At 72.0% G+C, this 24,852-nt stretch carries 25 protein-coding genes and 1 pseudogene; 18 read left to right on the top strand and 8 right to left on the bottom strand.

The window, feature by feature from the left end; all coding sequences use genetic code 11:
- Positions 1–19 precede the first annotated feature (19 nt).
- From FHX53_RS11090 to FHX53_RS11110, 5 genes are all read left to right on the top strand, one after another.
- The gene (locus FHX53_RS11090) at positions 20–1,285 is read left to right on the top strand and encodes a kynureninase (protein WP_343050983.1); all 1,266 of its coding nucleotides are present in this window, start codon (positions 20–22) and stop codon (positions 1,283–1,285) included.
- Between the two features lie 104 nt (positions 1,286–1,389).
- Positions 1,390–1,920, top strand: a complete 531-nt coding sequence (locus FHX53_RS11095) for a thioredoxin family protein (protein WP_182491412.1) — start codon at positions 1,390–1,392, stop codon at positions 1,918–1,920.
- A 9-nt stretch (positions 1,921–1,929) separates the two neighbouring features.
- Positions 1,930–2,688: a cytochrome c biogenesis protein CcdA gene (locus tag FHX53_RS11100; protein ID WP_182491413.1), complete on the top strand. Its 759-nt coding sequence runs from the start codon at positions 1,930–1,932 to the stop codon at positions 2,686–2,688.
- Positions 2,688–3,437 carry a response regulator transcription factor gene (locus tag FHX53_RS11105; protein ID WP_182491414.1) on the top strand — a complete coding sequence of 250 codons (750 nt, stop codon included), beginning with the start codon at positions 2,688–2,690 and terminating at the stop codon, positions 3,435–3,437. The genes FHX53_RS11100 and FHX53_RS11105 overlap by 1 nt, the downstream gene beginning before the upstream one ends.
- Positions 3,434–4,573 (top strand): sensor histidine kinase, encoded by a 1,140-nt coding sequence (locus tag FHX53_RS11110; RefSeq protein ID WP_182491415.1) that lies wholly within the window; start codon positions 3,434–3,436, stop codon positions 4,571–4,573. Before FHX53_RS11105 ends, FHX53_RS11110 begins: the two co-directional genes overlap by 4 nt.
- 22 nt (positions 4,574–4,595) lie before the next feature.
- On the opposite strand, the gene FHX53_RS11115 is transcribed toward FHX53_RS11110, so the two are convergent.
- The gene (locus FHX53_RS11115) at positions 4,596–5,483 is read right to left on the bottom strand and encodes an ABC transporter permease (RefSeq protein ID WP_182491416.1); all 888 of its coding nucleotides are present in this window, start codon (positions 5,481–5,483) and stop codon (positions 4,596–4,598) included.
- Entirely contained in the window at positions 5,480–6,463 is a 984-nt protein-coding gene (locus FHX53_RS11120; protein WP_182491417.1) for an ATP-binding cassette domain-containing protein, read from the bottom strand. The genes FHX53_RS11115 and FHX53_RS11120 overlap by 4 nt, the downstream gene beginning before the upstream one ends.
- A 96-nt stretch (positions 6,464–6,559) precedes the next feature.
- Between FHX53_RS11120 and FHX53_RS11125 the strand changes: the two genes are divergently transcribed.
- Together FHX53_RS11125 and FHX53_RS13895 are read left to right on the top strand one after the other, a co-directional pair.
- Positions 6,560–7,750: an acyl-CoA dehydrogenase family protein gene (locus FHX53_RS11125; protein WP_182491418.1), complete on the top strand. Its 1,191-nt coding sequence runs from the start codon at positions 6,560–6,562 to the stop codon at positions 7,748–7,750.
- Between the two features lie 141 nt (positions 7,751–7,891).
- Positions 7,892–8,014, top strand: coding sequence for a hypothetical protein (locus tag FHX53_RS13895; RefSeq protein WP_281364408.1), 123 nt, complete (start codon positions 7,892–7,894; stop codon positions 8,012–8,014).
- Positions 8,015–8,043: 29 nt separating this feature from the next.
- Here FHX53_RS13895 and FHX53_RS11130 read toward each other — a convergent pair whose 3' ends face one another.
- Positions 8,044–8,448, bottom strand: a complete 405-nt coding sequence (locus FHX53_RS11130; protein WP_182491419.1) for a heavy metal-responsive transcriptional regulator — start codon at positions 8,446–8,448, stop codon at positions 8,044–8,046.
- 126 nt (positions 8,449–8,574) lie between these two features.
- Here FHX53_RS11130 and FHX53_RS11135 point away from each other — a divergent pair, with 126 nt between their 5' ends.
- From FHX53_RS11135 to FHX53_RS11145, 3 genes are all read left to right on the top strand, one after another.
- Positions 8,575–9,927 (top strand): dihydrolipoyl dehydrogenase family protein, encoded by a 1,353-nt coding sequence (locus tag FHX53_RS11135; RefSeq protein WP_182491420.1) that lies wholly within the window; start codon positions 8,575–8,577, stop codon positions 9,925–9,927.
- Positions 9,928–10,020: 93 nt separating this feature from the next.
- Positions 10,021–10,347: a thioredoxin domain-containing protein gene (locus FHX53_RS11140; protein ID WP_220476395.1), complete on the top strand. Its 327-nt coding sequence runs from the start codon at positions 10,021–10,023 to the stop codon at positions 10,345–10,347.
- A gap of 181 nt (positions 10,348–10,528) precedes the next feature.
- Positions 10,529–11,404, top strand: coding sequence for a hypothetical protein (locus FHX53_RS11145; protein ID WP_182491421.1), 876 nt, complete (start codon positions 10,529–10,531; stop codon positions 11,402–11,404).
- A 73-nt stretch (positions 11,405–11,477) separates the two neighbouring features.
- Here FHX53_RS11145 and FHX53_RS11150 read toward each other — a convergent pair whose 3' ends face one another.
- Positions 11,478–11,834, bottom strand: a complete 357-nt coding sequence (locus tag FHX53_RS11150; protein ID WP_182491422.1) for a DsrE family protein — start codon at positions 11,832–11,834, stop codon at positions 11,478–11,480.
- Between the two features lie 65 nt (positions 11,835–11,899).
- Here FHX53_RS11150 and FHX53_RS11155 point away from each other — a divergent pair, with 65 nt between their 5' ends.
- Complete coding sequence (locus tag FHX53_RS11155) at positions 11,900–12,484, top strand: TetR/AcrR family transcriptional regulator (RefSeq protein ID WP_182491423.1); 585 nt, start codon at positions 11,900–11,902, stop codon at positions 12,482–12,484.
- Between the two features lie 28 nt (positions 12,485–12,512).
- Here FHX53_RS11155 and FHX53_RS11160 read toward each other — a convergent pair whose 3' ends face one another.
- From FHX53_RS11160 to FHX53_RS11175, 4 genes and pseudogenes are all read right to left on the bottom strand, one after another.
- Entirely contained in the window at positions 12,513–13,184 is a 672-nt protein-coding gene (locus tag FHX53_RS11160; protein ID WP_182491424.1) for a dienelactone hydrolase family protein, read from the bottom strand.
- On the bottom strand, positions 13,181–14,158 hold the full coding sequence (locus FHX53_RS11165; protein WP_182491425.1) for a serine hydrolase domain-containing protein: 978 nt from the start codon (positions 14,156–14,158) through the stop codon (positions 13,181–13,183). The genes FHX53_RS11160 and FHX53_RS11165 overlap by 4 nt, the downstream gene beginning before the upstream one ends.
- A gap of 33 nt (positions 14,159–14,191) precedes the next feature.
- Positions 14,192–15,116 (bottom strand): annotated as a pseudogene (locus tag FHX53_RS11170) (LLM class F420-dependent oxidoreductase).
- Positions 15,117–15,160: 44 nt separating this feature from the next.
- Positions 15,161–15,733: a TetR/AcrR family transcriptional regulator gene (locus FHX53_RS11175; RefSeq protein ID WP_182491426.1), complete on the bottom strand. Its 573-nt coding sequence runs from the start codon at positions 15,731–15,733 to the stop codon at positions 15,161–15,163.
- A 50-nt stretch (positions 15,734–15,783) separates the two neighbouring features.
- Here FHX53_RS11175 and FHX53_RS11180 point away from each other — a divergent pair, with 50 nt between their 5' ends.
- The 7 genes from FHX53_RS11180 to FHX53_RS11210 all read left to right on the top strand — a co-directional run bounded on the left by FHX53_RS11180 (position 15,784) and on the right by FHX53_RS11210 (position 24,824).
- Complete coding sequence (locus tag FHX53_RS11180) at positions 15,784–16,779, top strand: SDR family NAD(P)-dependent oxidoreductase (RefSeq protein WP_182491427.1); 996 nt, start codon at positions 15,784–15,786, stop codon at positions 16,777–16,779.
- A 142-nt stretch (positions 16,780–16,921) separates the two neighbouring features.
- Positions 16,922–17,764 (top strand): aldo/keto reductase, encoded by an 843-nt coding sequence (locus FHX53_RS11185; RefSeq protein ID WP_182491428.1) that lies wholly within the window; start codon positions 16,922–16,924, stop codon positions 17,762–17,764.
- Positions 17,765–17,929: 165 nt separating this feature from the next.
- Positions 17,930–19,249, top strand: a complete 1,320-nt coding sequence (locus FHX53_RS11190) for an ABC transporter substrate-binding protein (RefSeq protein WP_182491429.1) — start codon at positions 17,930–17,932, stop codon at positions 19,247–19,249.
- 4 nt (positions 19,250–19,253) lie between these two features.
- Positions 19,254–20,240: a carbohydrate ABC transporter permease gene (locus tag FHX53_RS11195; protein WP_246335668.1), complete on the top strand. Its 987-nt coding sequence runs from the start codon at positions 19,254–19,256 to the stop codon at positions 20,238–20,240.
- A gap of 2 nt (positions 20,241–20,242) precedes the next feature.
- A complete protein-coding gene (locus FHX53_RS11200; RefSeq protein WP_343050985.1) occupies positions 20,243–21,154 on the top strand; it encodes a carbohydrate ABC transporter permease in 912 nt (303 codons plus the stop codon).
- Complete coding sequence (locus FHX53_RS11205) at positions 21,151–23,538, top strand: beta-xylosidase/alpha-l-arabinosidase (protein WP_182491430.1); 2,388 nt, start codon at positions 21,151–21,153, stop codon at positions 23,536–23,538. The genes FHX53_RS11200 and FHX53_RS11205 overlap by 4 nt, the downstream gene beginning before the upstream one ends.
- The gene (locus FHX53_RS11210) at positions 23,535–24,824 is read left to right on the top strand and encodes an endo-1,4-beta-xylanase (RefSeq protein ID WP_182491431.1); all 1,290 of its coding nucleotides are present in this window, start codon (positions 23,535–23,537) and stop codon (positions 24,822–24,824) included. The genes FHX53_RS11205 and FHX53_RS11210 overlap by 4 nt, the downstream gene beginning before the upstream one ends.
- The last annotated feature ends 28 nt before the right edge of the window (positions 24,825–24,852 follow it).

The raw sequence follows: 24,852 nt of genomic DNA on the forward strand, positions 1-24,852 counted from the left end.
GCGAGCCTAGGCTGACCGGGTGACCGACCCTCGCACGCCGGCTGCCGACGCCGCGCACCTCCCGGACCCGGCTGCCGACGCCGCGCACCTGCCGAACCCGGCCGCGCTCGACGTCGCCGACCCGCTCGCGCCCCTCGTCGACCGCTTCGTGCCGAGCGACGACCTCGTCGCCTACCTCGACGGCAACTCGCTCGGACGGCCGCTGCGGGCGACGGTCGACGCGCTGCCCGACTTCGTGCGCACGCAGTGGGCCGAGCGACTCATCCGCGGCTGGGACGAGGGCTGGCTCTCTCTGGGCGAGCGCCTCGGCGACCGCATCGGCGCCGCGTGCCTGGGCGCGGCATCCGGTCAGACGGTCGTCGCCGATTCGACGACGGTGCTCATCTTCAAGCTGCTGCGCGCCGCGATCGCCGCCCGTCCCGGCCGGACGGAGCTCGTGATCGCGCGCGACGAGTTCCCGACCGATCGCTTCATCGTCGAGCGCCTCGCCGATGATCACGGGCTCACGGTGCGCTGGGTCGATACCCCGCACGACGGCGGCATCTCGCCCGAGCTCGCGGCCGAGGTCGTGAGCGAGCGCACGATCGCCGCGCTCCTCGGCGGCGTCGCGTACCGCAGCGCGTGGTTCGCCGACATCCCCGCCGTCACGGGCATCGTGCAGGCGCACGGCGCGCTCGTCATCTGGGACTGCTCGCACGCGGTCGGCTCCGTCCCGCTCGAGCTCGACGCGTGGCGCGTCGACATGGCGGTCGGATGCTCGTACAAGTACTTGAACGGAGGCCCGGGCGCCCCCGCCTGGGCCTACGTCGCCGCGCGGCACCAGGCGCAGCTGCGCAACCCGATCCCCGGGTGGCTGGGCGCTGCCGAGCCGTTCAGCATGACGGCCGGGTTCGAGCCCGCGCCGGGCATCCGTCGCCTCGTCAGCGGAACCCCGCCCATCATCGGCATGCAGCCGATCGCTCACATGCTCGACGAGATCGAGGCCGCGGGCATGTCGGCGATCCGCGCGAAGTCGGTCGCGCTGACCGAGTACGCGATCGCGCTCGTCGATGCCCTCATCCCGGATGCCGTGGTCGCCTCGCCGCGCGATTCGGCGCGTCGCGGGGGCCACATCACGGTCGACCATCCGAAGGCTCGCGCGGCCGTCGAGCGGCTCTGGGGCGAAGGCGTCGTCCCCGACTTCCGGCACCCGAGCGGGGCGCGCATCGGGCTGTCTCCGCTGAGCACGAGCTTCGCGGAGGTCGAGCGGGGCATCCGGGCGCTCGCGGCGGCGCTCGCCGGCTGAGCCGCGCCGCCCGCGCGCTGCCGTCTCGCACCGCGCCGCACCCGTAAGCACTTCGTAAGGTTCGCGCCGGGTGCGCGTGCGGGGCGCCGCCGTACGCTCGCACCATGTCAGCCCTCCCTCGCCCGGCCGCCGCGGCCGCGCTCGCCCTCGCCGCCGGACTGCTGCTCGCTGGCTGCGCCGCCGGCGACCCGTCCGCTGCTCCCGAGCCGGCCGCGTCGAGCAGCCCCACGACGAGCGGAGGCGGGGAAGCGACCGAGTCGCCCTCGGCCGAGAGCGAGAGCGAGGGCGGCGGCGACGGCGGCGACGCGGTCGACCCCGGCACTGCGCAGCCCGGCGCCTACGTCGATTACCGCGACGGCGTCATCGGCGAGACACCGGGCACGAAGGCGCTGTTCTTCCACGCCCCGTGGTGCACGCAGTGCCGAGCGCTCGAGCAGAGCATCCTCGAGGGCGAGATCCCCGTCGGGCTCACGATCATCAAGGCCGACTTCGACTCCGAGACCGCGCTGCGCCAGCAGTACGGCGTGACGCTGCAGACGACGATCGTGTACGTGGGCGACGAGGGCGAGTCGCTCGGCAGCACCGTCCTGTACGACGACACGACTCTCGACGCGCTCGTCGCGGCCGCGCCGTAGGCCCCGGCCGTGGAAGGGCTCGCGCTCGTCGCCCTCGTCGCGGGCGTGCTGACGGTCGCCGCGCCGTGCGTGCTGCCGCTGCTGCCGATCATCGTCGGCGGGTCGATCGTCGCCGATGGTGCCGACCCCCGCCGGGCGGCCGCGCGCCCGTACGTCATCGCGGGCTCGCTCGCCGTCAGCGTGATCCTCTTCACGCTCCTGCTCAAGGTGACGACGGCGCTCCTCGGCGTGCCGCCGCAGGTGTGGCAGATCGTCTCGGGCGTCATCGTGATCCTGCTGGGGCTCAACCTGCTCGTGCCGCGCGTCTGGGAGTCGGTCTTGACCCGCCTCGGCCTCGGCGATCGCAGCAATCGTGCGCTCGACAGCTCGGTGCAGAGGCAGTCGCTCGGCGGCGACATCCTCACGGGCGCCGCGCTCGGCCCCGTGTTCACGAGCTGCAGCCCGACGTACGCGCTCATCATCGCGACCGTGCTGCCCGTCTCGGTCGCGGAAGGGGTCCTCTACATCGTCCTCTACGCGATCGGGCTCGCCATCCCGCTCCTCCTCATCGGCCTCGCCGGCCGCAGCGCCGCCCGTCGGCTGGGCTGGCTGGCCGACCCGCGCGGCTGGTTCCGCCGCGTGACGGGGGTTCTCTTCATCGTCGTGGGCGTCGTCGTCATCGTCGGCGCCGACAAGGCGCTCCAGTCGGCGATCCTCGACCTCGGCTGGTACCAGCCGATCGCCGACATCGAGGAGTGGGTGCGTCGCCTGGCCACCGGCGGAGGATGATGGGCGACGTGAGCGGGGCGACGGATGCGCGGCGTGCGGTGCCGCTCGACGGCCGCCGCGTCCTCGTCGTCGACGACGACGACACCCTGCGAGAGATCGTCGCCGCCTATGTGAGCGCTGCCGGCGCGACCGTGGATCAGGCGGCCGACTCGGTCGCGGCCCTGCGGATCGCGGAGGCGACCCCGCCCGACCTCGTCGTCCTCGACCGGATGATCCCGGGCGTGAGCGGCATCGAGGTCGCCCGGCGCCTGCGCGCCGCCGGACCGGTGCCGATCGTCATGCTCACCGCGCTCGGGGAGACCGAGCACCGCATCGAGGGTCTCGAGGCCGGAGTCGACGACTACCTCGCGAAGCCCTTCTCTCCGCGCGAGCTCGTCCTCCGCATCGTGGCCGTCCTGCGGCGACGGGACGACGCGATCGCGCCGCAGGATGTCGTGCTCGGGCGGCTGCGCCTCGATGCGTCGTCGACGACGATCGCGCTCGACGGCGCGCCCCTCGCCCTCACCGGTCGGGAGTACGACCTGCTCGCGTACCTCATGCGGCGACCCGGGCGCACGATCAGCCGCGAGACGCTGCGCGACGAGGTGTGGGGCTGGAGCGTGGGCGATGCCTCGACCGTCACCGTGCACGTGCGCCGTCTGCGCGAGAAGCTCGAGGTCGACCCGGGCGAGCCGCGCATCCTGCTCACGGTGTGGGGCATCGGGTACCGGCTCGAACCGACCCCGCTCGCGCTCGGGGCTCAGTCATGACGGCGCTCATCCTGCTGCAGTGCCTCGCGCTCGGGGCAGGATCGGCGATCGGCGCGGGCCTCATCGCGGCGCTCGTCCTCCGCGCCCTGCCGCGCGCCTCCATCTCGGTGCATCTCGCCGTGATCGTCGTCGCGGCGGTCGCCGGCGTCGCCGGTGGCATCGCGCTGAGCGCTCAGGCGATGTTCATCAGCGACGAGGACACCCTCGTGGCGCTCGTCGTGGTCGTCGTCGCGGGCATCGTCTCGACGCTCGTCGCGGTCGGGCTGGGCCTTCGCCTCGCGCGCGACGCACGGGCGCTCGGGGCGGATGCGCGAAGGCTGGGTGCAGGGCTGTCGGTCGCGGCGGCCCGCCGGACGACCGCCGAGCTCGACGCCGTGCAGGCCGACCTCGTCGGCTCGAGCGCGCAGCTGCAGGCGGCGCGGGAGGAGTCGGAGCGCAGCGAGGGGGCGCGCCGCGAGCTCGTGGCGCGCATCGCCCATGACCTCATGGCGCCGCTCGCGAGCATGCAGGCGATCGCGGAGACGCTCGGCGACGGACTCTCGCCCGACCCCCAGCGCCACCTCGGGCAGCTCGGCGGCCACGTCAGTCGGCTGCAGCGGCTCGTCGGCGACCTCTTCGAGCTCTCGCGCATCGACGCCGGCCGGCTGCGGTTGCAGCGAGAGCGGCTGAGCCTCGGCGACCTCGTGAGCGACCTGGCGGCCGAGCACGCCGCCCTCGCGCACCGCCTCGACCGGAGCATGGCCACTGACGTTCGACAGGATGCGCTCATCGATGCGGATGCCTCGGCGCTCAGCCGGGCGATCGTCAACGTGCTCGTGAACGCGCTCGAGCACTCGCCGGCGGGCGGCATCGTCACGCTCTCGGTCGATGCGCGCGACGGCGAGGCGATCATCGAGGTCGCCGACTCGGGGCCCGGCTTCTCTCCCGAGGCGCTCGAGCACGCCTTCGAGACCGGCTGGCGAGGCTCGGATGCCCGGCAGGCGCCCGCCCTGGAGCTCGCGGGCGGCGCGGGGCTGGGCCTCGCGATCACGCGTGCGATCGTCGAGGAGCACGGCGGCACCGCCCGCCTCCGCGCCGACCCGGCCGGGGGTCGCGTCGAGCTGCGGCTGCCGCTAACGGGTGCGCCCGGCGAGTGAGCCGCGCGCCGACGGAGCCGGCCTACTTCTTGCCGAGCGCCGCGAACTTCGCGATCGACAGCGGCACGAACACGATCAGAAGCGCCGAGATGCCGATGAGCACGGTGAGGATGGGGTTCTGCGCCGTCCACGCGTCGCCGACGGGCGTGCCCGCGGGCACGTTGCCGAACAGCTCGCGCGCCGACTGCACGAGCGCCGAGACCGGGTTCCACTCCGAGAAGATGCGCAGCGGAGTGGGCAGGTTCTCGGTCGGCACGAAGGCGTTCGAGATGAACGTGAGCGGGAAGAGCACGAGGAACGACACGTTGTTGATGATCTCGGGGCTGCGCACGCTCATGCCGAGGAACGCCATGAGCCACGAGAACGCGTAGGCGAACAGCAGCAGCAGGACGACTCCGGCGAGGAACCCGCCGACTGACGACTCCACCCGCCACCCGACGAGCCAGCCTGTGCCCATCATGACGAGCATCGAGAGCCCGTTGATGACGAGGTCGCCGTTCGTCCGCCCCACGAGCACGGCCGCGCCGTTCATCGGCAGCGTGCGGAAGCGGTCGATGATGCCGTCCTTGAGGTCCTGCGCCATCGCGGAGCCCGAGTAGGTCGATCCGAACACGACGGTCTGGGCGAAGATGCCCGCCATGAGGAACGAGGTGTACCCGCCGGGCACGTCGATCGCCGCGCCGAAGACGTAGGTGAAGAGCAGCACGAACATTATCGGCTGCAGGAGCGTGAACACGAGGATGTCGGGCACCCGGATGATCTTCATGAGGTTGCGGCGCGTGGCGATCCACCCGTCGCTGAGGAACCTCCCGATCGCGGTTCCCGGATCCGGCTCGAGGGTCGCGGATGCTCCGCGCGCGTCGAGGCCGCCGCCGGCGCCTCGCGTTCCGCTCGAGCCGACGGTGCTCATGCCGCGCCCTTCTCGTCCGTGCCGGCGTCTGCCGCCGCGTGCCCGGTGAGCTGCAGGAACACGTCGTCGAGCGTCGGCCGACGCATGCCCGCGTCGTGCAGCTGGAGGCCGGCGGCGGTGACCTCGCCCACGATGCGACCGAGGGCGGTCGGGCCGTCGTCGACGGGCACGACCCAGGTCTTGCCCTCGTTCGAGGGAACGGCCTCGCCCGAGCCGTAGCGCTGCAGGATGCCGCGCACGACCTCCGTCTCGTCGGCGTCGACGAGAGTGAGGGCGACGCGCTGCCCGCCGACGGACGCCTTGAGCTCGTCGGCCGTGCCCTCGGCGATCACGCGGCCGCCGTCGATGACCGAGATCGAGTCGGCGAGACGATCGGCCTCCTCCAGATACTGCGTCGTGAGGAGCACCGTCGTGCCGCCGCTCACGAGGCTCTCGATGACATCCCACAGCGCCAGGCGGCTGCGCGGGTCGAGGCCCGTGGTCGGCTCGTCGAGGAAGAGCACGGGCGGGTTGATGACGAGCGCGCCCGCGAGATCGATGCGTCGGCGCATGCCGCCCGAGAAGCCCTTGACGACCCGGTTCTGCGCCTCGACGAGGTCGAAGAGCTCGATGAGCTCGCGGGCCCGCGCCTTCGCCCGCTTCGCGCCCAGGTGGTAGAGCCGCCCGACCATCTCGAGGTTCTCGAAGCCCGTGAGGTTCTCGTCGACCGCGGCGTACTGGCCGCTGGCCCCGATCATGCGCCGGACCCGCTCGGGCTCGGCGAGCACGTCGACGCCGTCGATCACGGCCGCGCCCGAGTCGGGGCTGATGAGGGTCGTGAGCACCTTGACGGTCGTCGTCTTGCCGGCGCCGTTGGGGCCGAGCAGGGCGGTGACGGTGCCCTGCGGCACCTGCAGCGACAGCCCGTCGAGCGCCCGCACGACGGGAGCGCCCTTCGGGGTGTAGGTCTTGACGAGCTCGCTCGCCTCGATGAACGGCATGCGCGGATGCTACTCCTGGCCGGCGACATCCTGAGGTCTCGTCGTTCTCCCCAGCGCACCCGGCTCGCCGTCGGAGGTCGGGCGTAGCCTGGCGGGGTGAGCGAGCAGACCGTGCTGACCCCCGAGCTCCTGCAGGGCATCCGCGATCGCGCCGCCGGGTACGACGCCCGCAACTCCTTCTTCTTCGACGACCTCGCCGCGCTGCGCGAGGCCGGGTACCTCCGCCACCGCAGCCTCACCGTGGCGGCGCGCGACCAGCGGCTGCTCGCGGCGCACGCTCCGGCGACGGCGCTCGGCATGACCATGCACCTCGTCTGGATGGGCGTCGCCCGTGACCTCGCCTCCGCCGGCGACGACAGCTTCGCGTGGGTCACGCGCGACTGCGAGGCCGGCGAGCTCTTCGCCTTCGCGATCAGCGAGGCCGGCAACGACCGCGTCATGACCGACTCGGTGACGCGCGTCGATCGCGTCGACGCCGGCCCCGGCGGTGACGGCGACGGCGACGGATGGTCGTTCACCGGCACGAAGATCATCACGAGCCTGAGCCCCGCGTGGACGCGCCTCGGCGTGCTCGGCCGCCACGACCCCGCCGACGGCGCGGCCCCGCAGATCGTCCACGGCTTCCTCCTGCGCGAATCCCCGGTCTCGACCTCCGACCGCCTCGAGCTCCACCCCGCGCCCGGCATCGCGCTCGCCCCCGACTGGGACTCGCTCGGCATGCGCGCCACCCAGAGCTGGACGACCCGCCTCGACGCGGCGTTCATCCCCGACGAGCGCGTCTCGCGCATCCTGCCCGTCGGACCGACCCTCGACCCGTTCCTCCTCGCGATCTCCGCCAACTTCCTCACCCTCATGGCCGCCGTCTACACCGGACTCGCCGACCGCGCCCTCGAACTCGCCGTCGAGTCGGCCCACCGGCGCACGAGCCTCAAGAACGGCGGGGCTCCCCAGTCGGCCGACCCCGACATCCGATGGCGGGTGGCGGATGCCGCGATCGCCCTCGACGCGCTGACCCCGCAGATCGAGGCCGTCTGCCGCGATCGCGACGCGAGTGTCGACAGGGGTGCGCGGTGGTTCCGCGACCTGGCGGGGCTCAAGCAGCGCGCCGTCGTCACCGCGCGCGAGGTCGTCGACGAGTGCATGCACATCGCCGGGGGAGGGGCGTATCGCGCGAGCGACGAGCTCAGCCGCCTGCAGCGCGACGTCCTCGCCGGCATCTACCACCCGAGCGACCCGGAGAGCGTGCACGCGACAGTCGCCGCCGACCTGCTGGGGCCGCTGCCGTGAGCGCCGGCCTCGTCACCCCCGACGCCGAGCCCACCGACCTCCCGCCCCCCGCCCTCGCCGGCGTCGACCTGCGCGTCAGCTGCTACGGCATCGTCCACGGCGAGCATCTCGAGCAGACAGCAGGAGGGCACGACCGACGACGTGCGCTGGTTCGCCCTCGACGAGGTCGCACAGCTCGAGCGCGTCGAGCTCGTCGCCGACGGTCTCCGCTACGCGGGCCTCGCACTGCCCACCGACGCCGGCCTCCCGCCGGCCTGGTCGTAGCGGCGAGTACGGGATCGCACTCGACGTGATCAGTGCGACGTCATCGCGATGACGTCGCAGACGCCACCGGTCGCGCAGGTGGCCGGATCGACGGCGTGACTCGCGTCGATCAGGCGGATCAGCTCGGATTCGAGCAGCGCGAGCTCGCGTTGCCGCCGCTGTATCTCGTCACGCTTCGACGCCAGCAGAAGGGTCACGTGCTTGCACGGCGCCTCGCCGGCCTCTCGGATGCTGATGATGCTGCCGATCTCGGCAAGAGTGAGCCCCGCGCTCTGGGCGGTTCGAATGAAGGTCAACCGCGCGATGGCCGAGTCGTCGTATCGGCGGTAGCCGTTGTCCTCCCGGGCGCTGGGCGTGAGCAGACCGCGACGCTCGTAGAAACGGATGGCCTGCGCTGACACGCCGCTCGCTGCAGACAGGTCGCTGATCCTCATGTCGTCTCCTCCCCCCCTTGACCTTATAGCGCAGGAGAAGGTCTACGGTGCGAGCATGGAGATCACGCTGCGACTCGTCGGGGAGCATCCGACCGTCTCGAGTGCGCCCGCATCGAGGTTCACGCGATGAACGCCCCGTACGATCTGATGGTCATCGGCGCCGGGATGGCGGGCATCGCCGCGGCCAACCGGTGCGCGGCACATGGCTGGCGCGTCGGGATCGTCGACCCCCTTCCCTACGGCGGCACGTGCGCGCTGAGGGGGTGCGACCCGAAGAAGATCCTTCGTCGCGGAGCCGAGATCATCGATGACGCCCGCCTCCTGCAGGGCAGGGGCGTGGACGCAACCGGGCTGGCACTCGACTGGTCAGGTCTGATGAGGCACAAGAGAGGCTTCACCAACGACGTTCCCCACGATGTAGAGGCCAGGCTGAGGAAGAACGGGGTCCGCACATTCCACGGCAGCGCTCGATTCGTCAATGCTGACGCGCTGCAGATCGACGGCGAAAGTTTTGCAGCGAACCGCTTCCTCATCGCGACGGGAGCCCGCCCGCGATCGCTCGAGTTTCCGGGACGCGAGCACATGATCGACAGCACTGAGTTCCTCAGCCTGCCCGACCTGCCTCCTCGGATCGTCTTCGTCGGCGGCGGGCTCGTCTCGTTCGAGTTCGCGCACATTGCGGCTCGCGCTGGTGCCGACTGCGTGATCGTCGATCACGGGGAACGGCCGCTGCGCGCGTTCGACCCCGATCTCGTCGACCTCCTCGTTCGTCGCAGCGAGCAGGTCGGCATTCACGTGCATAACCGGAGCTCGATCGGTGCTGTCAACCGCTCGGCGACAGGTCTTCAGGTCGACATCCATTGGGGTGACGTGGTGACCAGTATCGAGACGGACCTGCTCGTTCATGGCGCGGGCCGCGTTCCCGATCTCGACACTCTCGATCTTGAAGCCGCGGACGTCGCATCGGGACCGCGGGGCGTCGATGTCTTCGGGCACCTGCAGAGTCGGAGCAATCCGCGGGTGTTCGCTGCCGGAGACTCGGCAGACACGCTGGGCGAACGGCTCACCCCGGTCGCGGTGTTCGAGGGCAAGGTTGCGGCATCCAACATGATCAAGGGTTCCAGAACGGTGCCTGACTACAGCGGCGTGCCGAGCACAGTCTTCACGATCCCCGAGCTCAACAGAGTAGGCATGCTCGAGGAGGATGCGGTTCGAGACGGCCGCGATGTCGACGTGCGATTTCACGACACGAGCGGCTGGTACAGCAACTATCGAGTCGGCGAGACGACGGCCGCCACCAAGGTGATCATCGACCCCGCGACCGATCAGATCCTCGGCGCTCACCTCCTCGGCCCCGGCTACTCGGAAGTGATCAACACCTTCGCACTCGCGATCAAGCTGGGTCTCACGACACGGCAGCTGAAGTCCGCGACGGCAACATACCCGTCGGTCGGCTCTGATGTCGGGTCAATGCTGTGACCGCTCGCCTCCGCCGCGAGGACCCGGCGCTCGCATAGATCGAGAACCAGTTGTGCAGCACCGGGACGACCATCACCGTGAAGAGAGGACGCCATGCCTGAGCAGATCACCATCGAGGTCGTGCACATCGACGAGTGCCCGAACTGGGCGGAGACCGCGGAGGACCTTCGCGGCTTGCTCGCCGAGCTCGGCCGCGACGACCTCGACGTCGACGTCCGCCGCGTGACGACGGGGAATGAGGCGCTCGCCGCGGGCTTCGCCGGCTCGCCGACGATCCTCATCGACGGCGATGACCCCTTCCCGCACGGGGAGCCGACCGGCGAGCTCGCCTGCCGGGTCTACGTCACCGAGGCCGGGCTGCGTGGCCGGCCGAGCCGTGAGCAGCTGCGGGCGCTGCTCGCCGAGCACCTCGGCGCCTGAGCGACGCCGGCACCGGCACCCCGACACCGCCCGCGCCCGACCCGCCGACACCCCGCCCAGACCTCCCTGCGCGCCGCCGCACGGGTCTACCCTGGCCGTGCAACGACCGCGCGCCGCGGAGCGAGCAGCTCGTGCGAGGCGCGCGAGGCTCCCGCGCGGTCGTGGAGGAGGTCCCTGGACCGTGCGCACAGCATCCCTGACCGACACCGGATCGGTGTCGATCCCGCCCCGCACCACGCGCGGAACCGATGAGAAGCGGCGAATGCTCCTCCGCTCCGTGCTCGTCGTGCTCGCGGTCGGCCAGCCCGTGTCGTCGCTCGTGTTCGACCGGCTCTCACCGACGACGCTGCAGTCGGGGGCGGAGTTCTCGCCCCTCGTCCCGCCCGGCGCGTGGTTCGCCATCTGGGGCGTGATCATCCTGCTCAGCCTCGGCTATGCGCTCGCGCAGGCCCGGCCGTCGACGCTCACCCCCCTGCCGAGCATCCGCGATCGCGTCGCCGGTCCGCTGAGCGTGGTGTTCGCGTGCTTCGGCCTGTGGCTCGCGACCGCTTCGCTGGGGCAGGACAACCCCCTCGGCCTCGTCGTCTTCGTCGTCATCATCAGCGCGCACGTCGTCGCCTGGACCCGCGTCGTGCGCGCCCGCGACGAGCTCGCGACGTGGAACCCGCTCGAGCGCGGCTTGCTCTACGGCCTCCTCGGCACGTACTCGGGCTGGACCTCGATGGCGTTCTTCGTGCAGATCGGTACCGTCGTGCAGGGGTCGGGCGCGCCGGTCGACACCGCGTGGGGTCAGACCTGGCAGGTGCTCGTGCTGCTCGCCGCGAGCGGCCTCGCGGTCGCGTTCGTCCTCGGCTCGCGCGCGTCGATCGTCTACGCCGCGACCGTCACCTATGCGCTCATCGGCGTCGGCATCAGCGCGGGTGCGGCTGGCCTCGCCCTTCTGGTGGTCGCGTGCGGGGTGGGGGTGAGCTTCGTCTGGGCGTCGGTCGTCGTCATCAGGGCGACGGATGCCCGCCACCCGACCCCGACGGCGCCCGGCACCGCGCGCCGTCGCTGACGATCGGGCGCCCGCTCGATGACCGGGGGCGGGCAGGGCGCGACCTGCCCGCCCTGCCCGCCCCGCCTCGTCATCAGAAAGTGATGATCTGACGGCCCTCGAGCGCGAGCTGACGGACCGAGGCCTCGCCCTCGTTGTCCGTGAGCAGCGGCCACCCGGCCGCGGTGATCGGGTCGACGACCCCGTGCGCCTTCGCGCAGAAGGAGCAGGCGCCGCGCACGTGCGGGCGCAGCGACTCGATGAGCGGCTTGAGCTTGCTGTCGTCGGCGGACACCGCCGCGAGCGAGTCGACTCCCGAGCCGTCGAAGACGATGGTGACGTCGTCGCCGGCGTTCACGAACTCGGATGCGGTCTTGAGCGCGCGATAGGTGCGCGCGAGGTCGTGCTCGATGTTGTTGAGAACGAGGATGGCGATCTTGAGCTGGGTCATGCGAAGACTCCTTATTAGACAGAACGGTCTAAACAAAAATGACACATCGCGAGTACGCTGTCAACATGACCGAAACCTTCCCGCCTGCCGCGGCTGCTGACCGTGGCAGGAGAGCCGGGGCGCGCGAGAGGATCCTTGCGAGCGCGCGCGACCTCTTTCGGGCTCAAGGCATCAACGCGACGGGGATCGACGCGATCGTGGCGGGAGCGGGCGCGGCCAAGGGGAGCGTGTACTACAACTTCGACGGGAAGACGGCCATCGTCGCGGCGTACCTGGAGACCGAGCTCGATCGGTGGCGCGAGGCTGCTGCTGATGCGGACTCGCAGAGCGCGGGAGCCGATGTGAGAGTCGGAGCCTTCTTCGACGCGCTCGCGCGGTCCATCGAGGACAGGACGTTCGTGGGGTGCCCCTTCACCAACGCCGTCGTGGAGCAGCCGGACTGGGCTCCCGTGCGCGAGATCGCGCGCCGCTATCGGCAGGAGCTGCACGAGCACGTGGGTCGACTCCTCGGGCGCGGTGCGAGCGATGACCTCGTGATGCGGATTGTGATCCTCTACGAGGGCGCGATCATGGGCGCCAAGATCTCTGCGGACGCGGTTCCCGTCCTCTGCGCACGTGAGCTCGCCCTCGACCTCGTCGGTGGGGCGTGAGCGCGCGACGACCGAGCCGCGCGCTGAGCTAGTCGATCCAGTCGAGCTCGCGCAGCCACTCCACGCAATCGCGCGTCCAGTGACGGGCTACCCCCGCCTCCTCGCCGCCGAAGACGCCGTCGACGAGCCCGAGCCCGTGCCGGCCGCGCGGGTAGACGTGCAGCGCGTGCGGCACCTCGTGCTCGGCGAGCGCGCGGCCCAGTGCGTACGCGTGCTCGACGGGTACGGCCGCGTCCTCCGCGGTATGCCAGATGAACATCGGCGGCGCGCCCCGCGTGACGAGCCGGTCGATCGAGAGCGCGCGGCGCGTCCACGGCCAGGCGCGCAGGCCGATGAGATTCTCGCGCGAGCCGCGGTGCGTGGGCAGTTCCATCGACACGACGGGGTAGCCGAGCACGGCCGCGTCGACGAGCCCGCTCACGGCGGCGTGACCGGCGAGGTGGCCGCCTGCGGAGAAACCGACGATGCCGACTCGCTCGACCCCGTGCGCCCGCAGCTCGCCGATGTGGCGCCGCACCGCGTGGAAGGGGCCGGGATGCCGGGTCGCGACCGGGTACCGCAGCACGTCCGCCTCGAGCCCGAAGCCGCGCAGCCACTCGACGACCGGCTCGCCCTCGTGCTCGGCGAGGCGCGCGTAGCCGCCGCCGGGCAGCACGACGACGTGCGTTCGCGGCCGGTCGGCACCCGGCGCGCCGGTCACCGCGCGCTCATCGCCGCGTTGAGCAGCTGATCCCAGTCGACGCCCACCTCCGGCCGCCACGAGTCGAGGCGGTTGGTGAGAGCGACGACGCACAGGCCCGAGTCGCGCGAGATCCAGAACTGGGTGCCCGTCCAGCCCGTGTGGCCGAAGAGCGAGTGGTCGAGCAGCCCGGGTCGGTGCGGCAGGTTCCAGGCTAGCCCGAAGTCCTCGAAGCGCTTGATCAGGTCCTCGTCGAGGACCGGCAGTCCCGTCGTGCGTGATCGCTGCATCGCGGCGAGCGTCGTGGGGGCGACGATGCGGCTGTCGCCCGCGAGCAGCGACTGCCCGATCGCGAGCAGGTCGTGCACGGAGCCGACCGCTCCGGCGGCGGGGTGCCGAGCGGCGAACACGAGCGACGGGTCGTGGCCGGCGAGGTCGGCGTCGTGGATCTCGTGCGCGTCCGCCGGGTCGAACGAGAGCGTGCCGGCGCCAGCCGCATCCGTCAGCTCGGTGAACAGGTCGATGAACTCCTCGCCCGTCGCGTGCTCGAGGATCGCGACGGCGCCCTCATAGGCGAGGTTGTTGTATCGGCGCACGGTGCCCGGCGCGGATTCGAGCAGCGCGGTCGCGAGCGACTCCCGCAGGGACTCGCCCCCGTCGAGCTCGTGGTCGACGATGCCGGAGGTGTGGCTCAGCAGCTGGCCGAGGGTCGCCGCGCCCGCGGGGGCCTGAGGCAGGGCAACCCGCAGCGGGGTCTCGCTCGTCAGCAGTCCGCGCTCGATCGCGCGCGCGATCACGAGGCCCGTGAGCGGCTTGGTCACCGAGTAGAGCGCGTACCGGTCGTCGACGGTCGCGGGGCGGCCGCCGTCGGTGCCGAACGCCTCGAGCGCGAGCACGCCGTCGGCGGAGCACACGCCGAGTACGCCCGTGGGCAGCTGGCCGGAATCGACGCGGGCGCGCATCCAGTCGATGGCGTGGCCGAAGGTGCGGGTCATGGGGCTCCTGTGGTGGCGGTCGTGGTGGCGGGGTCAGCGCACGCGCGCGATGACGTCGCGTGCGATGAGGTCGAGGTGGTCGAGGTCGGTCAAGTCGATGGTCTGCAGGTAGATGCGGGATGCGCCCGAGGCGCGCAGCCGCTCGATCTTCGCGGTGGCCTTATCGGGCGTGCCGACGAGGCGGGCGTCGTGCGGAGAATCGGGGTCGATGCCCACGGCCTCGCAGCGCCGGCGGAGCGTCGCCGCGTCCTCCGCGACGACCGTCGGCAGCGCGACCGACAGCGACAGGGTGTCGGGGTCGCGCTCCTCCTCGAGGCACACGGCGCGCACGTTCGCGAACTTGTCAGCGACCGTCGCCTCGTCGACGAAGCCGATGTTGAACTCGGTCGCGTAGCGCGCGGCGAGCTGGGGGGTGCGGCGTGGGCCGCCGCCTCCCACGATCACGGGGATCGTGCTCTGCGCGGGCTTCGGCAGCGCGGGCGCGTCGAGCAGCGAGTAGTGGTCGCCCTCGAACGAGAACGTGGCGCCGTCGGGGGTGGCCCAGAGGCCCGTCACGATCGCGAGCTGCTCCTCGAGCATCCCGAACCGCTTCTCGGGGAAGGGGATGCCGTAGGCCGCGTGCTCCTTCGCGAACCAGCCGGTGCCGAGGCCGAGCTCGACGCGGCCCCCCCGACATGCGGTCGACCTGCGCGACCTGGATGGAGAGGATGCCCGGCACCCGGTACGTCGCCGACGACACGAGCGTGCCGAGCCGCACGCGGGAGGTCTCGCGGGCGAGGCCGGCGAGGGTCGTCCAGGCGTCGGTCGGGCCGGGCAGGCCGTCGCCGTCGCCCATGACGTGGTAGTGGTCCGAGCGGAACCAGCCGTCGAACCCGAGCGCGTCGGCGCGCTGCGCGTGGGCGAGCTGCGTGTCGTAGTCGGCGCCCTGCTGGGGCTCGGTGAACGCGCAGAACTGCATGGATGCTCCTCCTGGAGTGCGGCGGTGGATCGAGCCTAGGCGGCTCAGCCCGCCGTCGCGTCGAGCACCGAGCGGACGCGGGGGAGGGCCGCGAGCACGCGCTCGCGCAGCGGCGGCCCGATCTCGTCGCTCATCCACGACAGCATCGCGCCGCGGAACAGGGCGAAGCCGATCGCGGCGAGCAGCTCGGCGTCGGCCGGCGCGAAGCCGCGTCCGCGCAGCGCCTCGGCGATCGCCTGCTGCCAGCGCACCTGCTTGGCGAGCTCGCGGCCGGCGAGCGCGACATCCGTCTCGATGACCCGCTGGCGCTGCCGCATCGCCGCGCGCTGCGGCTCGAGCCGGTCGGCGAGGGAGGCGAGGACGTGGTGCATGTGCTGCTCCGCGCTCAAGCCGTGCGGGCTCTCGGTGATCGAGGCGACGAGCACGGGGAGGAGGGTGTCGTCCTCGGCGAAGAGCACCTCCTCCTTGTCGCGGAAGTGCCGGAAGAAGGTGCGGGCGGTGACGCCGGCGCTCGCCGCGATCTCGTCGACGGTCGTCGCGGCGAAGCCCTGCTCGGCGAAGAGCGCGGTCGCCGCGTCGACGAGACGGCGACGGGAGTCCTCGGGCCAGCGGGGCATGCGGCCACTCTACTCTTGTGTCAGTTCGTGACATCACGTACCGTGCTCTCATGACAGTTCATGACATCACGCGTCCCACCGCACTCCTCACCGGGCCCACGAGCGGCATCGGCGGCGGCATGCTGCAGGCCCTCATCCGGCACCCCCGGCGCCCGAACCTCGTGCTCATCGCGCGGGATGCGCAGCGATTGGAGGCCGCCGTCGGGCAGGCGCGGGCGGCGGGGCTCGGCGCCCGAGGCATCCTGTGCGATCTCGGCGACCTCGAGAGCGTGCGGCGCGCGCTCGACGAGCTCGCCTCCCTCCAGGCGACCGACCGCCTCGGAGGCATCGACGCCGCGCTCCTCAACGCCGGCACGCACTACATGGATCGCCGCCACGTCGGCGCCCAGGGCCACGAGCTCACGTTCACGGTCAATGTCATCGCTCAGCACCTCCTCGTCCGGGGGCTCGAGCCGCTCCTCGCGCCCGGCGGGCACGTCGTCGTGATGGGCTCGTCCTCCCATCGAGGGAAGAGGCAGTCGTTCAACCTCGTGCCCGACCCGCAGTGGCAGGAGCCCGCCGCGCTCGCACGCATCGACGAGACGGATGCGCCCACGACCGCGGCGGGTCGCGAGCGCGGCGGCATCGCCTACGCCTCGAGCAAGCTCGCACTCGTGACCGTCGCCCATCGGTGGGCGGCGCGGCTCGGGGAGGCTGGCCGACGACTGAACGTCTACGACCCGGGCCTGACAGTGGGCACGGGCCTCGTGCGCGAGCTGTCGCCATTCCGGTACTGGGTGTGGCGGCGGATCCTCCCCGTCCTGGCGATCCACCCGAAGGCGACCACCTCGCGCATCACGGGCCGGCATGCCGTCGCGCTCGCCCTCGGCGACGCGAATGCCGACCTGCACGACGGGTACGTGGAGATCGGGAGGCTCACGAAGGCCGAAGAGGTGACCTTCGATGGCGAGCGCCAGCAGGAGCTGTGGACATGGCTCGAGGACGCGGTGGCGCCGTTCCTCCGGTCGGGTCGCACCGAGCGCTCGAGCGCGGACACGACCGCCTAGGTCGGCGGATGCCGCGTCCGGGCACGACGCGCGCACGAGACCGCCACGCAGGGGCGACGGGATGCCCCTCCGAGCCCTACGGTGGAGGCATGACCACGACCACGCGTCGATGCGGCCGGGCGAGCGGGCGGAGCATCCGCTGATGGGCTTCGTCCTCCCGCCCCGCGGCGTCGTGCTCGGCGTCGCCTCCCTCGTGCTCAAGGAGGGCGCGACGATCGACGGCGCGCTCGCGGTCGTCCGCGCGGCCGTCGACGCCGGGGTCCTCGCGATCGACACGGCGCGCGCCTACGCCACGGTCGACGACGATGCCGCGGGAGAGCGCATCGCGCAGGCGGCGCGCGCGCAGGCCCCGGGCATCCCCATCATCACGAAGGCCGGCCACTTCCGCGTCGGACGAGCGGCGTGGGATGTCGACGGCTCGCCCGAGCGCGTGCGCGCCGACGCCGTCCGGAGCCGCGAGGTGCTCGGCGCCCCGCCCTCCCTGCTGCTGCTGCATCGCGCTGACCGCGTCGACGAAATCGACGCCTCGGTGCGCGAGCTCGCGTCGCTGAGGGAGAGGGGGGTCGTCGAGGCGATCGGGCTGTCGAACGCCTCCGTCGAGCTGCTCGACCGGGCGCGGGCGATCACCGAGATCGACGCCGTCGAGAACCGCTTCGCCTTCGGGCTCGACCCGGCAGCCGAGTATCGCTACTGCCTCGAGGCGGGCATCCCGTTCCTCGCCTACGCCCCCTTCGGCGGGCCCAAGGCCGAACCGCTCGCGACCCGGGTGCCGCGCGTCGCCGCGTCGGCGATGGCGCACGGCATCTCGGTGCACCGCGCGGCGCTCGCCGCGATGCTCGACGCGATGCCCGGGGCATGGCCGGTCATCGGCTCGACGCGGGTCGAGTCGGTGCTCGACTCGATCGCCGCCGCGGCGCACGAGGTCGAGGACGACCTCCGTCGCGCGTTCGCGGAGGACCTGCGCTCGCGCGGGGTCGGGCTCTAGCCGCGCTGCCTCACCGTCTCGAGGTCGACCGCGGTCGGCCCGTACGACCGCGCCATCGTTACCCCCTCGAAATATGTTGTGCTTGACCACATTCCCGGGCCGACGTATATTCAGACCGTCCACACACTTTCGACGTAGAAGTCGAAACTTTCGAGAGGTTCAACGATGAACAGACGAGCAGCGCGGCGCCTGGCCGCGATCGCTCTGACCGGCATCACGGTCGGCGCCCTCGCCGCCTGCGCGCCGGCGGAGAACGGAACGGGCGGATCCGGGAGCGGCGACGAGGTCACGCTCACCTGGTGGCACAACGGAACCGGCGAACCCCTCCTCGGCTTCTGGGAGGACGTCGCGGAGGAGTTCGAGGACGCCAACCCCGGCGTCAACGTCGAGGTCACCGCCTACCAGAACGAGGAGCTGCAGCGCACGCTCATCCCGAACCAGCTGCGCACCGGCAGCGGGCTCGACCTCTACCAGCAGTGGGGCGCGGGCGAGCTCGCCGCCCAGGTCGAGGCCGGCTTCGTGAAGGACATCAGCGAGGACGTGTCCGAGCAGGTCGACGCCCTCGGCGGCGTCGTCGCCCCGTGGCAGTACGACGGGGCCACCTACGGCCTGCCGTTCAACTTCGGCATCTCGGGCTTCTGGTACAACACCGAGCTGTTCGAGCAGGCGGGCATCGAGGACACTCCCGAGACCCTCGACGACCTGTACGAGGCCATCGAGGCGCTCAAGGCCGCGAACATCACGCCCATCGCCGTCGGCGCGGGCGACGGCTGGCCGGCCGCGCACTACTGGTACCACTTCGCTCTCAAGTCGTGCGCGCCCGAGGTCCTCCAGCAGGCGCAGGTCGACTACACCTTCGACGACCCCTGCTTCCTCGAGGCCGGCGAGCTCCTCGAGGAGTTCATCGGCTCCGAGCCCTTCAACGACGGCTTCCTCGCCACGAGCGCCCAGCAGGGCGCAGGCAGCTCCGCCGGTCAGCTCGCCACGGGTGCCGCGGCCATGGAGCTCATGGGCCACTGGAACCCGGGCGTCATGGGCGGCATCCTCCAGGAGGAGTCGGGCGACGAGAACGCGACGCCGCCCGAGTTCCTCGGCTGGTTCAACTTCCCGGCCATCGACGGCGCGCAGGGCGACCCGACCGCGGCCCTCGGCGGCGGCGACGGATTCTCCTGCTCGGCGTGGTCGCCGCCGGAGTGCACCGACCTGCTGAACTACATCACGAGCGTCGAGGTGCAGACCCGCTTCGGCGAGATCGGCGCCGGCATCCCCGTCACGCCGGGCTCCGAGGCCGGCATCGCGGACGTCAACCTCCAGCAGGTGCTCGCCGGCCTGCAGTCGTCGACCTACGTGCAGCTCTGGCTCGACACCGCCTACGGCCCGACCGTCGGCGGCGCCATGAACGAGGGCATCGTCTCGCTCTTCGGCGGTCAGGGCTCGCCCGACAGCATCGTCGACAGCATGAGGAACGCCGCGGCGACGCTGTAATCCCATGCCCCTCTCCACGATGAACGCCGGGCCCGCGGTCTCCGCCGCGGGCCCGGCGCCCACCCCGACCCGCTCCTCCGCCACCGCGCGCCGGCGCAGCCAGCGCTCCGGCGGCGCCCTCCTCATCTGGGCCTTCGCCCTGCCGGCGCTCGTCGTCTACACGACGTTCGTGCTCGTGCCCGTGGCCCTCGCCGCCGTCTACAGTTTCTTCAACTGGAACGGCCTCGGCGCACTCGACCGCTTCATCGGCGTCGACAACTACGCCCGCGCCCTGCAGGACCCGATCTTCCTCGGCGCGATGGGCAACAACTTCGCCATCGTCGGGCTCTCGCTCGCCGTCCAGGGCCCGCTCGCGATCGGCATCGCGCTGCTGCTCAACCGCAACCTGCGCGGCCGCGCCCTGATCCGCACCCTCATCTTCGTTCCGTACGTGCTGAGCGAGGTCGTCGCCGGTCTCGCCTTCCGCCTCATGCTCCCCCCGGGCGGGCCCGTCGACTCCGCGCTCACCTCGCTCGGCTGGTCGGGCGAGAAGCCGCTCTGGCTCGCCGACCCGTCGGTCGCGTTCTGGACCCTCTTCGCCGTCATCACCTGGAAGTACCTCGGCTTCGCGATCATCCTCATGCTCGCCGGGCTCCAGGGCGTGCCGGAGGAGCTCTCGGAGGCCGCGTCGATCGACGGCGCGACCTGGTGGCAGACGCAGCGCTACATCACCCTCCCGCTGCTCGGGCCGACCATCCGCATCTGGGCCTTCCTGTCGGTCATCGGCTCTCTCCAGCTGTTCGACATGGTCTGGATCCTCACGGGAGGCGGCCCGCTCAACGCCACCGAGACGATGGCGACCTACATGGTCGAGTACGGCAACGGCCGCTCGCAGGTCGGCTACGGCAGCGCCGTCGCCGTCATCCTCTTCGTCGTCTCGCTCGTCATCGCGCTGGTCTACCAGCGCTTCGTCCTCCGTCGCGACCTCCGCGGCGCCATCACGAGGGGCTGACCGTGGCCATCACGACCGCACCCGACCGCACGACGGAGGCCGACCGATCGAGCTCGCGCCGGGCATCAGCCCCCCGCAGCTCGGGCCGCCCCGGCACGGGACGCTGGGGCACCCCGGTGGCGTACATCATCGCGCTCGTCATCTGCGGCATCACCGTCGCGCCGGTGATCTACGTGATCCTCGGCGGGTTCCGCACGACGGCGCAGATCAATCGCGACCCCGGCGGCTTCCCCGACCCGTGGGTGTTCGACAAGTACGGCGCCGTCTTCCAGGACCCGAACTTCTGGACGCAGTTCACCAACTCGACGATCGTCGCCGTCGCGACGACCGCGGGCGTCGTGCTCCTCGGCGTCATGGCTGCGTTCGTCATCGCCCGGTACGAGTTCCGGGGGCGCACGTTCCTGTTCTCGCTCTTCACCGCGGGTCTGCTCTTCCCCCTCACGGTCGCGGTGCTGCCCCTCTTCACGATGCTGCGCTCGTTCGGCCTGCTCGGGAACCTGCTCGCCGTCATCGGCCCGCAGATCGCATTCGCCCTGCCGACGACGATCATCATCCTCGTGCCGTTCCTCCGGGCGATCCCGGCCGAGCTCGAGGACGCCGCGCTCATCGACGGCGCCGGGCGCTTCACCTTCTTCTGGCGCGTGCTGCTGCCGCTGTCGTGGCCGGGGCTCATCACCGTCGGCGTGCTCGCCTTCGTCGCGAGCTGGAACGCCTACCTGCTGCCGCTGCTGCTGCTCGGCAACCCCGCCACCGCGACGCTGCCCGTCGGCGTGCAGTACTTCTCGACCGCCTACTCGCAGGACACCGCGGGGGTGCTCGCCTTCACATCGATCGCGATGCTGCCCGCCCTTCTGTTCTTCACCCTCGCCCAGCGCCGCATCGTCGGCGGTCTGACAGGAGCCGTCAAGGGATGACCAACCACCCCGCCCCCGCCGTCACGACCGACGGCCACGCCCCCTGGCGCGATCGCGGCCTCCCCGCCGACCATCGCGTCGATGCCCTCGTCGCGGCGATGACGCTGCCCGAGAAGGTCGCGCAGCTCTACGGCGTGTGGGTCGGCGCCGGTGCCGACGGCGGCGACGTCGCCCCCCACCAGCACGACCTCGACGACGCGATCGACCTCGACGAGATCCTGGCGGAGGGCCTCGGGCAGCTGACGCGGCCCTTCGGCACCGCTCCGGTGGATGCCGGGGTCGGCGCCCTCTCGCTCCTCACGACCCAGAGGCGCATCACCGCGCAGAGCCGCTTCGGCATCCCGGCCGTCGCACACGAGGAGTGCCTCGCGGGCTTCGCCGCGTGGGGCGCGACGGCGTACCCCGTGCCGCTGTCGTGGGGCGCGAGCTTCGACCCCGAGCTCGTCGAGCGCATGGCGGAGCGCATCGGCGCCGACATGCGCTCGGTCGGCGTGCACCAGGGTCTCGCGCCCGTGCTCGACGTCGTCCGCGACGCCCGCTGGGGGCGCGTGGAGGAGACCATCGGCGAGGATCCGTACCTCGTCGCGACGGTGGGAAGCGCGTACGTGCGCGGCCTCGAGTCCTCGGGCGTCGTCGCGACGCTCAAGCACTTCGTCGGCTACTCGGCCTCGCGCGCGGGCCGCAACCTCGCTCCGGTGTCGATCGGGGCGCGCGAGCTCGCCGACGTTCTCCTTCCGCCGTTCGAGATGGCGATCCGCGAGGGCGGCGCGCGCAGCGTCATGAACTCCTACACGGACCTCGACGGGGTGCCCAGCGCGGCCGACCGCAGCCTGCTCACCGAGCTGCTGCGCGAGGAGTGGGGCTTCACCGGCACGGTCGTCGCCGACTACTTCGCCATCGCGTTCCTCAAGCTCCTGCACGGCACGGCCGGCTCGTGGGCAGAGGCGGCGGGCGCCGCGCTCTCCGCGGGCATCGACGTCGAGCTGCCGACCGTGAAGACCTTCGGCGAGCCGCTGCGCCGCGCCGTCGAGGAGGGTGCGATCGACGAGGCTCTCGTCGACACGGCCCTGCGCCGCGTGCTCGCCCAGAAGCTCGAGCTCGGTCTCCTCGACGACGGGTGGGATGCCGTACCGCCCGCCCTGCGCGGCGTCGACCTCGACCTCGCCGCCGTCCGAGGCACGATCGACCTCGACCCGCCGGCGAACCGCGCCCTCGCGCGCGCGCTCGCCGAGCGCTCAATCGTCCTCGTCCGCAATGACGGCGTCCTGCCGCTCGCCGTCGGCGGAGGCGCGGCCGCGCGCATCGCCGTCATCGGCCCCAACGCCGACGAGCGCTACGCGATGCTCGGCTGCTACTCCTTCCCGACGCACGTCGTCTCGCAGCATCCGGGCGTCGAGCTCGGCATCGACATCGCGACCGTCCTGGATGCCGTGCGCGCCGAATTCGCGCACGCGACCGTCGCGCACGTCCACGGCACCGGCATCGACGACGGCTCGACGGAGGGCATCGCCGCCGCCGTCGCGGCCGCCCGCGAGTCCGACGTCGCGTTCGTCGTGCTCGGGGACCGGGCCGGACTCTTCGGCCGCGGCACGAGCGGCGAGGGCTGCGACGCCGACGACCTCGCCCTGCCCGGCGCGCAGCAGCAGCTGCTCGACGCCGTGCTCGACACCGGCACGCCCGTCGTGCTCGTGATGCTCGCGGGCCGGCCGTACGCACTCGGCTCCGCGACGACGCGGGCTGCGGCGATCGTGCAGGCGTTCTTCCCCGGCGAGGAAGGAGCGGCCGCGATCGCGGGCGTGCTGAGCGGGCGCATCGAGCCGTCCGGTCGACTGCCCGTGAGCATCCCCGCTCATCGCGGCGTTCAGCCGTCGACCTACCTCGCGGCGCCGCTCGCCCGCAAGAGCGGGGTCTCGAACATCGACCCGACCGCGGCCTACCCGTTCGGGCACGGGCTCGGCTACGGCTCGGCCACCTGGACCGATCTCGAGAGCCCCGACACCACAGCGACGACCGACGGCGAGGTCGTGCTGTCGATGCGCCTCGTCAACACGGGCGACCGCCACGCCGTCGAGGTCGTTCAGCTCTACCTGCACGACCCGGTCGCGTCGATCGTGCGCCCCGTGCAGCGGCTCATCGGCTACCAGCGCGTCGTCGTGCCCGCCGGGTCGAGCGCGCGCGTCGTCGCGACCGTGCCCGTCGACCTCGCGGGCTTCACCGGTCGCGACGGCCAGCGCATCGTCGAGCCGGGCGCGATCGAGCTCGGCTTCGGCCGATCGAGCGCCGACATCCCGCTCGTGCACCGCGTCGAGGTGACAGGGGCGCCGCGCGAGCTCGGCGCCGACCGGGCCGTGCACGCGCGATTCCAGGTGCTGGCGGGCGCGTGAGCGACGGGTCTGCCCGAGCGCGTGGCGCGACCGACGGAGACGCCCGCGCGGGCGTCGCCACCGACGCGTTCGCGCACCGGCGCGGCGAGGCCGAGCTGACGCTGCTCGACTTCGGGGGCCGGCCGCTCGCCGACCGCGACGTCATCGTCGAGCAGGTGCGGCACGCCTTCGCGTTCGGCTGCATCGGCTTCGACCTCATCGAGCACGCCAACGGCGGTGCCGACGAGAGAGCGCTCGCCGCCGACTGGCTGGAGCTGTTCACCCTCGCCGTCCTGCCGTTCTACTGGGGGGAGTTCGAGCCCGCGCGCGGGCATCCTCGCACCGCGTCGTTGCAGGCCGCGGCGCGCTGGTTCCGTGAGCGCGGCGTGCGCGTCAAGGGGCACCCGCTCGTGTGGCACACCGTCAAGGCGCGCTGGCTCGACGCGCTCCCCGACGCCGAGATCGAGGCGATCGTGCGCGCCCGGGTACGCCGCGAGGCGAGCGACTTCGCTGGCCTCGTCGACGAGTGGGACGCCATCAACGAGGTCGTCATCATGCCCGACTTCGTCAACGAGCCCGACGGCGTGCCGAACGCGATCTCGCGCCTCGCCCGCCACCTCGGCCGTGTCGAGATGGTGCGGCTCGCGGTCGACGAGGCGCGCGCCGCCGACCCGGGAGCGCGCCTGCTGCTCAACGACTTCGACCTCTCGGCCGACTACGAGCGGCTCATCGAGGGCGTGCTCGAGGCCGGAATCCGGCTCGACGGCATCGGCGTTCAGACGCACATGCACCAGGGCTTCCGCGGAGCGCAGCTGCTCGAGCTCGCCGACCGCTTCTGGCGCTTCGGCCTGCCTGTGCACTTCACCGAGACGACGATCGTCTCGGGCGACCTCATGCCGCCCGACATCGTCGACCTCAACGACTTCCAGCCCGAGTCGTGGCCGTCGACGCCCGAGGGCGAGGCGCGCCAGGCCGATGAGCTCGAGCAGCACTACCGGATGCTCGTCGGCCACCCGGCGGTCGCCTCGGTCACCTACTGGGGCATCACCGACCGCGGAGCCTGGCTCGGCGCCCCCGTCGGCCTCGTCCGCGCCGACGGCTCGCGCAAGCCCTCGTTCGACCGTCTGCGCTCTCTCGTGCGCGACGAGTGGTGGCTGCCCGCGACGACGCTGCGCACCGACGCCGCCGGTCGCGTGCGCGTGTCCGGCTTCGCGGGCGACTACACGATCCGGGCGGCGGATGCTCGCGCCGAGGTCGCTCTGCCCGCAGGTTCGTCGGCGCAGGTCGTCGAGCTCGCCCACCCCTAGCCGCGCCCCGCCCACTCGCTCCCGTGCT

This window comes from Microcella alkalica (assembly GCF_014137945.1).
Classification (GTDB): Bacteria; Actinomycetota; Actinomycetes; order Actinomycetales; family Microbacteriaceae; genus Microcella; species Microcella alkalica.

What these genes read in the sequence shown, in the direction of transcription:
- FHX53_RS11205 (WP_182491430.1), top strand. Translation starts at nt 21,151, where the DNA reads ATGACCAACCACCCCGCCCCCGCCGTCACGACCGACGGCCACGCCCCC.
- FHX53_RS11115 (WP_182491416.1), bottom strand. Translation starts at nt 5,483, where the DNA reads ATGAGCACCGTCGGCTCGAGCGGAACGCGAGGCGCCGGCGGCGGCCTC.
- FHX53_RS11105 (WP_182491414.1), top strand. Translation starts at nt 2,688, where the DNA reads ATGGGCGACGTGAGCGGGGCGACGGATGCGCGGCGTGCGGTGCCGCTC.
- FHX53_RS11150 (WP_182491422.1), bottom strand. Translation starts at nt 11,834, where the DNA reads ATGACCCAGCTCAAGATCGCCATCCTCGTTCTCAACAACATCGAGCAC.
- FHX53_RS11155 (WP_182491423.1), top strand. Translation starts at nt 11,900, where the DNA reads ATGACCGAAACCTTCCCGCCTGCCGCGGCTGCTGACCGTGGCAGGAGA.
- FHX53_RS11130 (WP_182491419.1), bottom strand. Translation starts at nt 8,448, where the DNA reads ATGAGGATCAGCGACCTGTCTGCAGCGAGCGGCGTGTCAGCGCAGGCC.
- FHX53_RS11175 (WP_182491426.1), bottom strand. Translation starts at nt 15,733, where the DNA reads ATGCCCCGCTGGCCCGAGGACTCCCGTCGCCGTCTCGTCGACGCGGCG.
- FHX53_RS11190 (WP_182491429.1), top strand. Translation starts at nt 17,930, where the DNA reads ATGAACAGACGAGCAGCGCGGCGCCTGGCCGCGATCGCTCTGACCGGC.
- FHX53_RS11135 (WP_182491420.1), top strand. Translation starts at nt 8,575, where the DNA reads ATGAACGCCCCGTACGATCTGATGGTCATCGGCGCCGGGATGGCGGGC.
- FHX53_RS11185 (WP_182491428.1), top strand. Translation starts at nt 16,922, where the DNA reads ATGGGCTTCGTCCTCCCGCCCCGCGGCGTCGTGCTCGGCGTCGCCTCC.
- FHX53_RS11110 (WP_182491415.1), top strand. Translation starts at nt 3,434, where the DNA reads ATGACGGCGCTCATCCTGCTGCAGTGCCTCGCGCTCGGGGCAGGATCG.
- FHX53_RS11180 (WP_182491427.1), top strand. Translation starts at nt 15,784, where the DNA reads ATGACAGTTCATGACATCACGCGTCCCACCGCACTCCTCACCGGGCCC.
- FHX53_RS11095 (WP_182491412.1), top strand. Translation starts at nt 1,390, where the DNA reads ATGTCAGCCCTCCCTCGCCCGGCCGCCGCGGCCGCGCTCGCCCTCGCC.
- FHX53_RS11140 (WP_220476395.1), top strand. Translation starts at nt 10,021, where the DNA reads ATGCCTGAGCAGATCACCATCGAGGTCGTGCACATCGACGAGTGCCCG.
- FHX53_RS11165 (WP_182491425.1), bottom strand. Translation starts at nt 14,158, where the DNA reads ATGACCCGCACCTTCGGCCACGCCATCGACTGGATGCGCGCCCGCGTC.
- FHX53_RS11195 (WP_246335668.1), top strand. Translation starts at nt 19,254, where the DNA reads ATGCCCCTCTCCACGATGAACGCCGGGCCCGCGGTCTCCGCCGCGGGC.
- FHX53_RS11120 (WP_182491417.1), bottom strand. Translation starts at nt 6,463, where the DNA reads ATGCCGTTCATCGAGGCGAGCGAGCTCGTCAAGACCTACACCCCGAAG.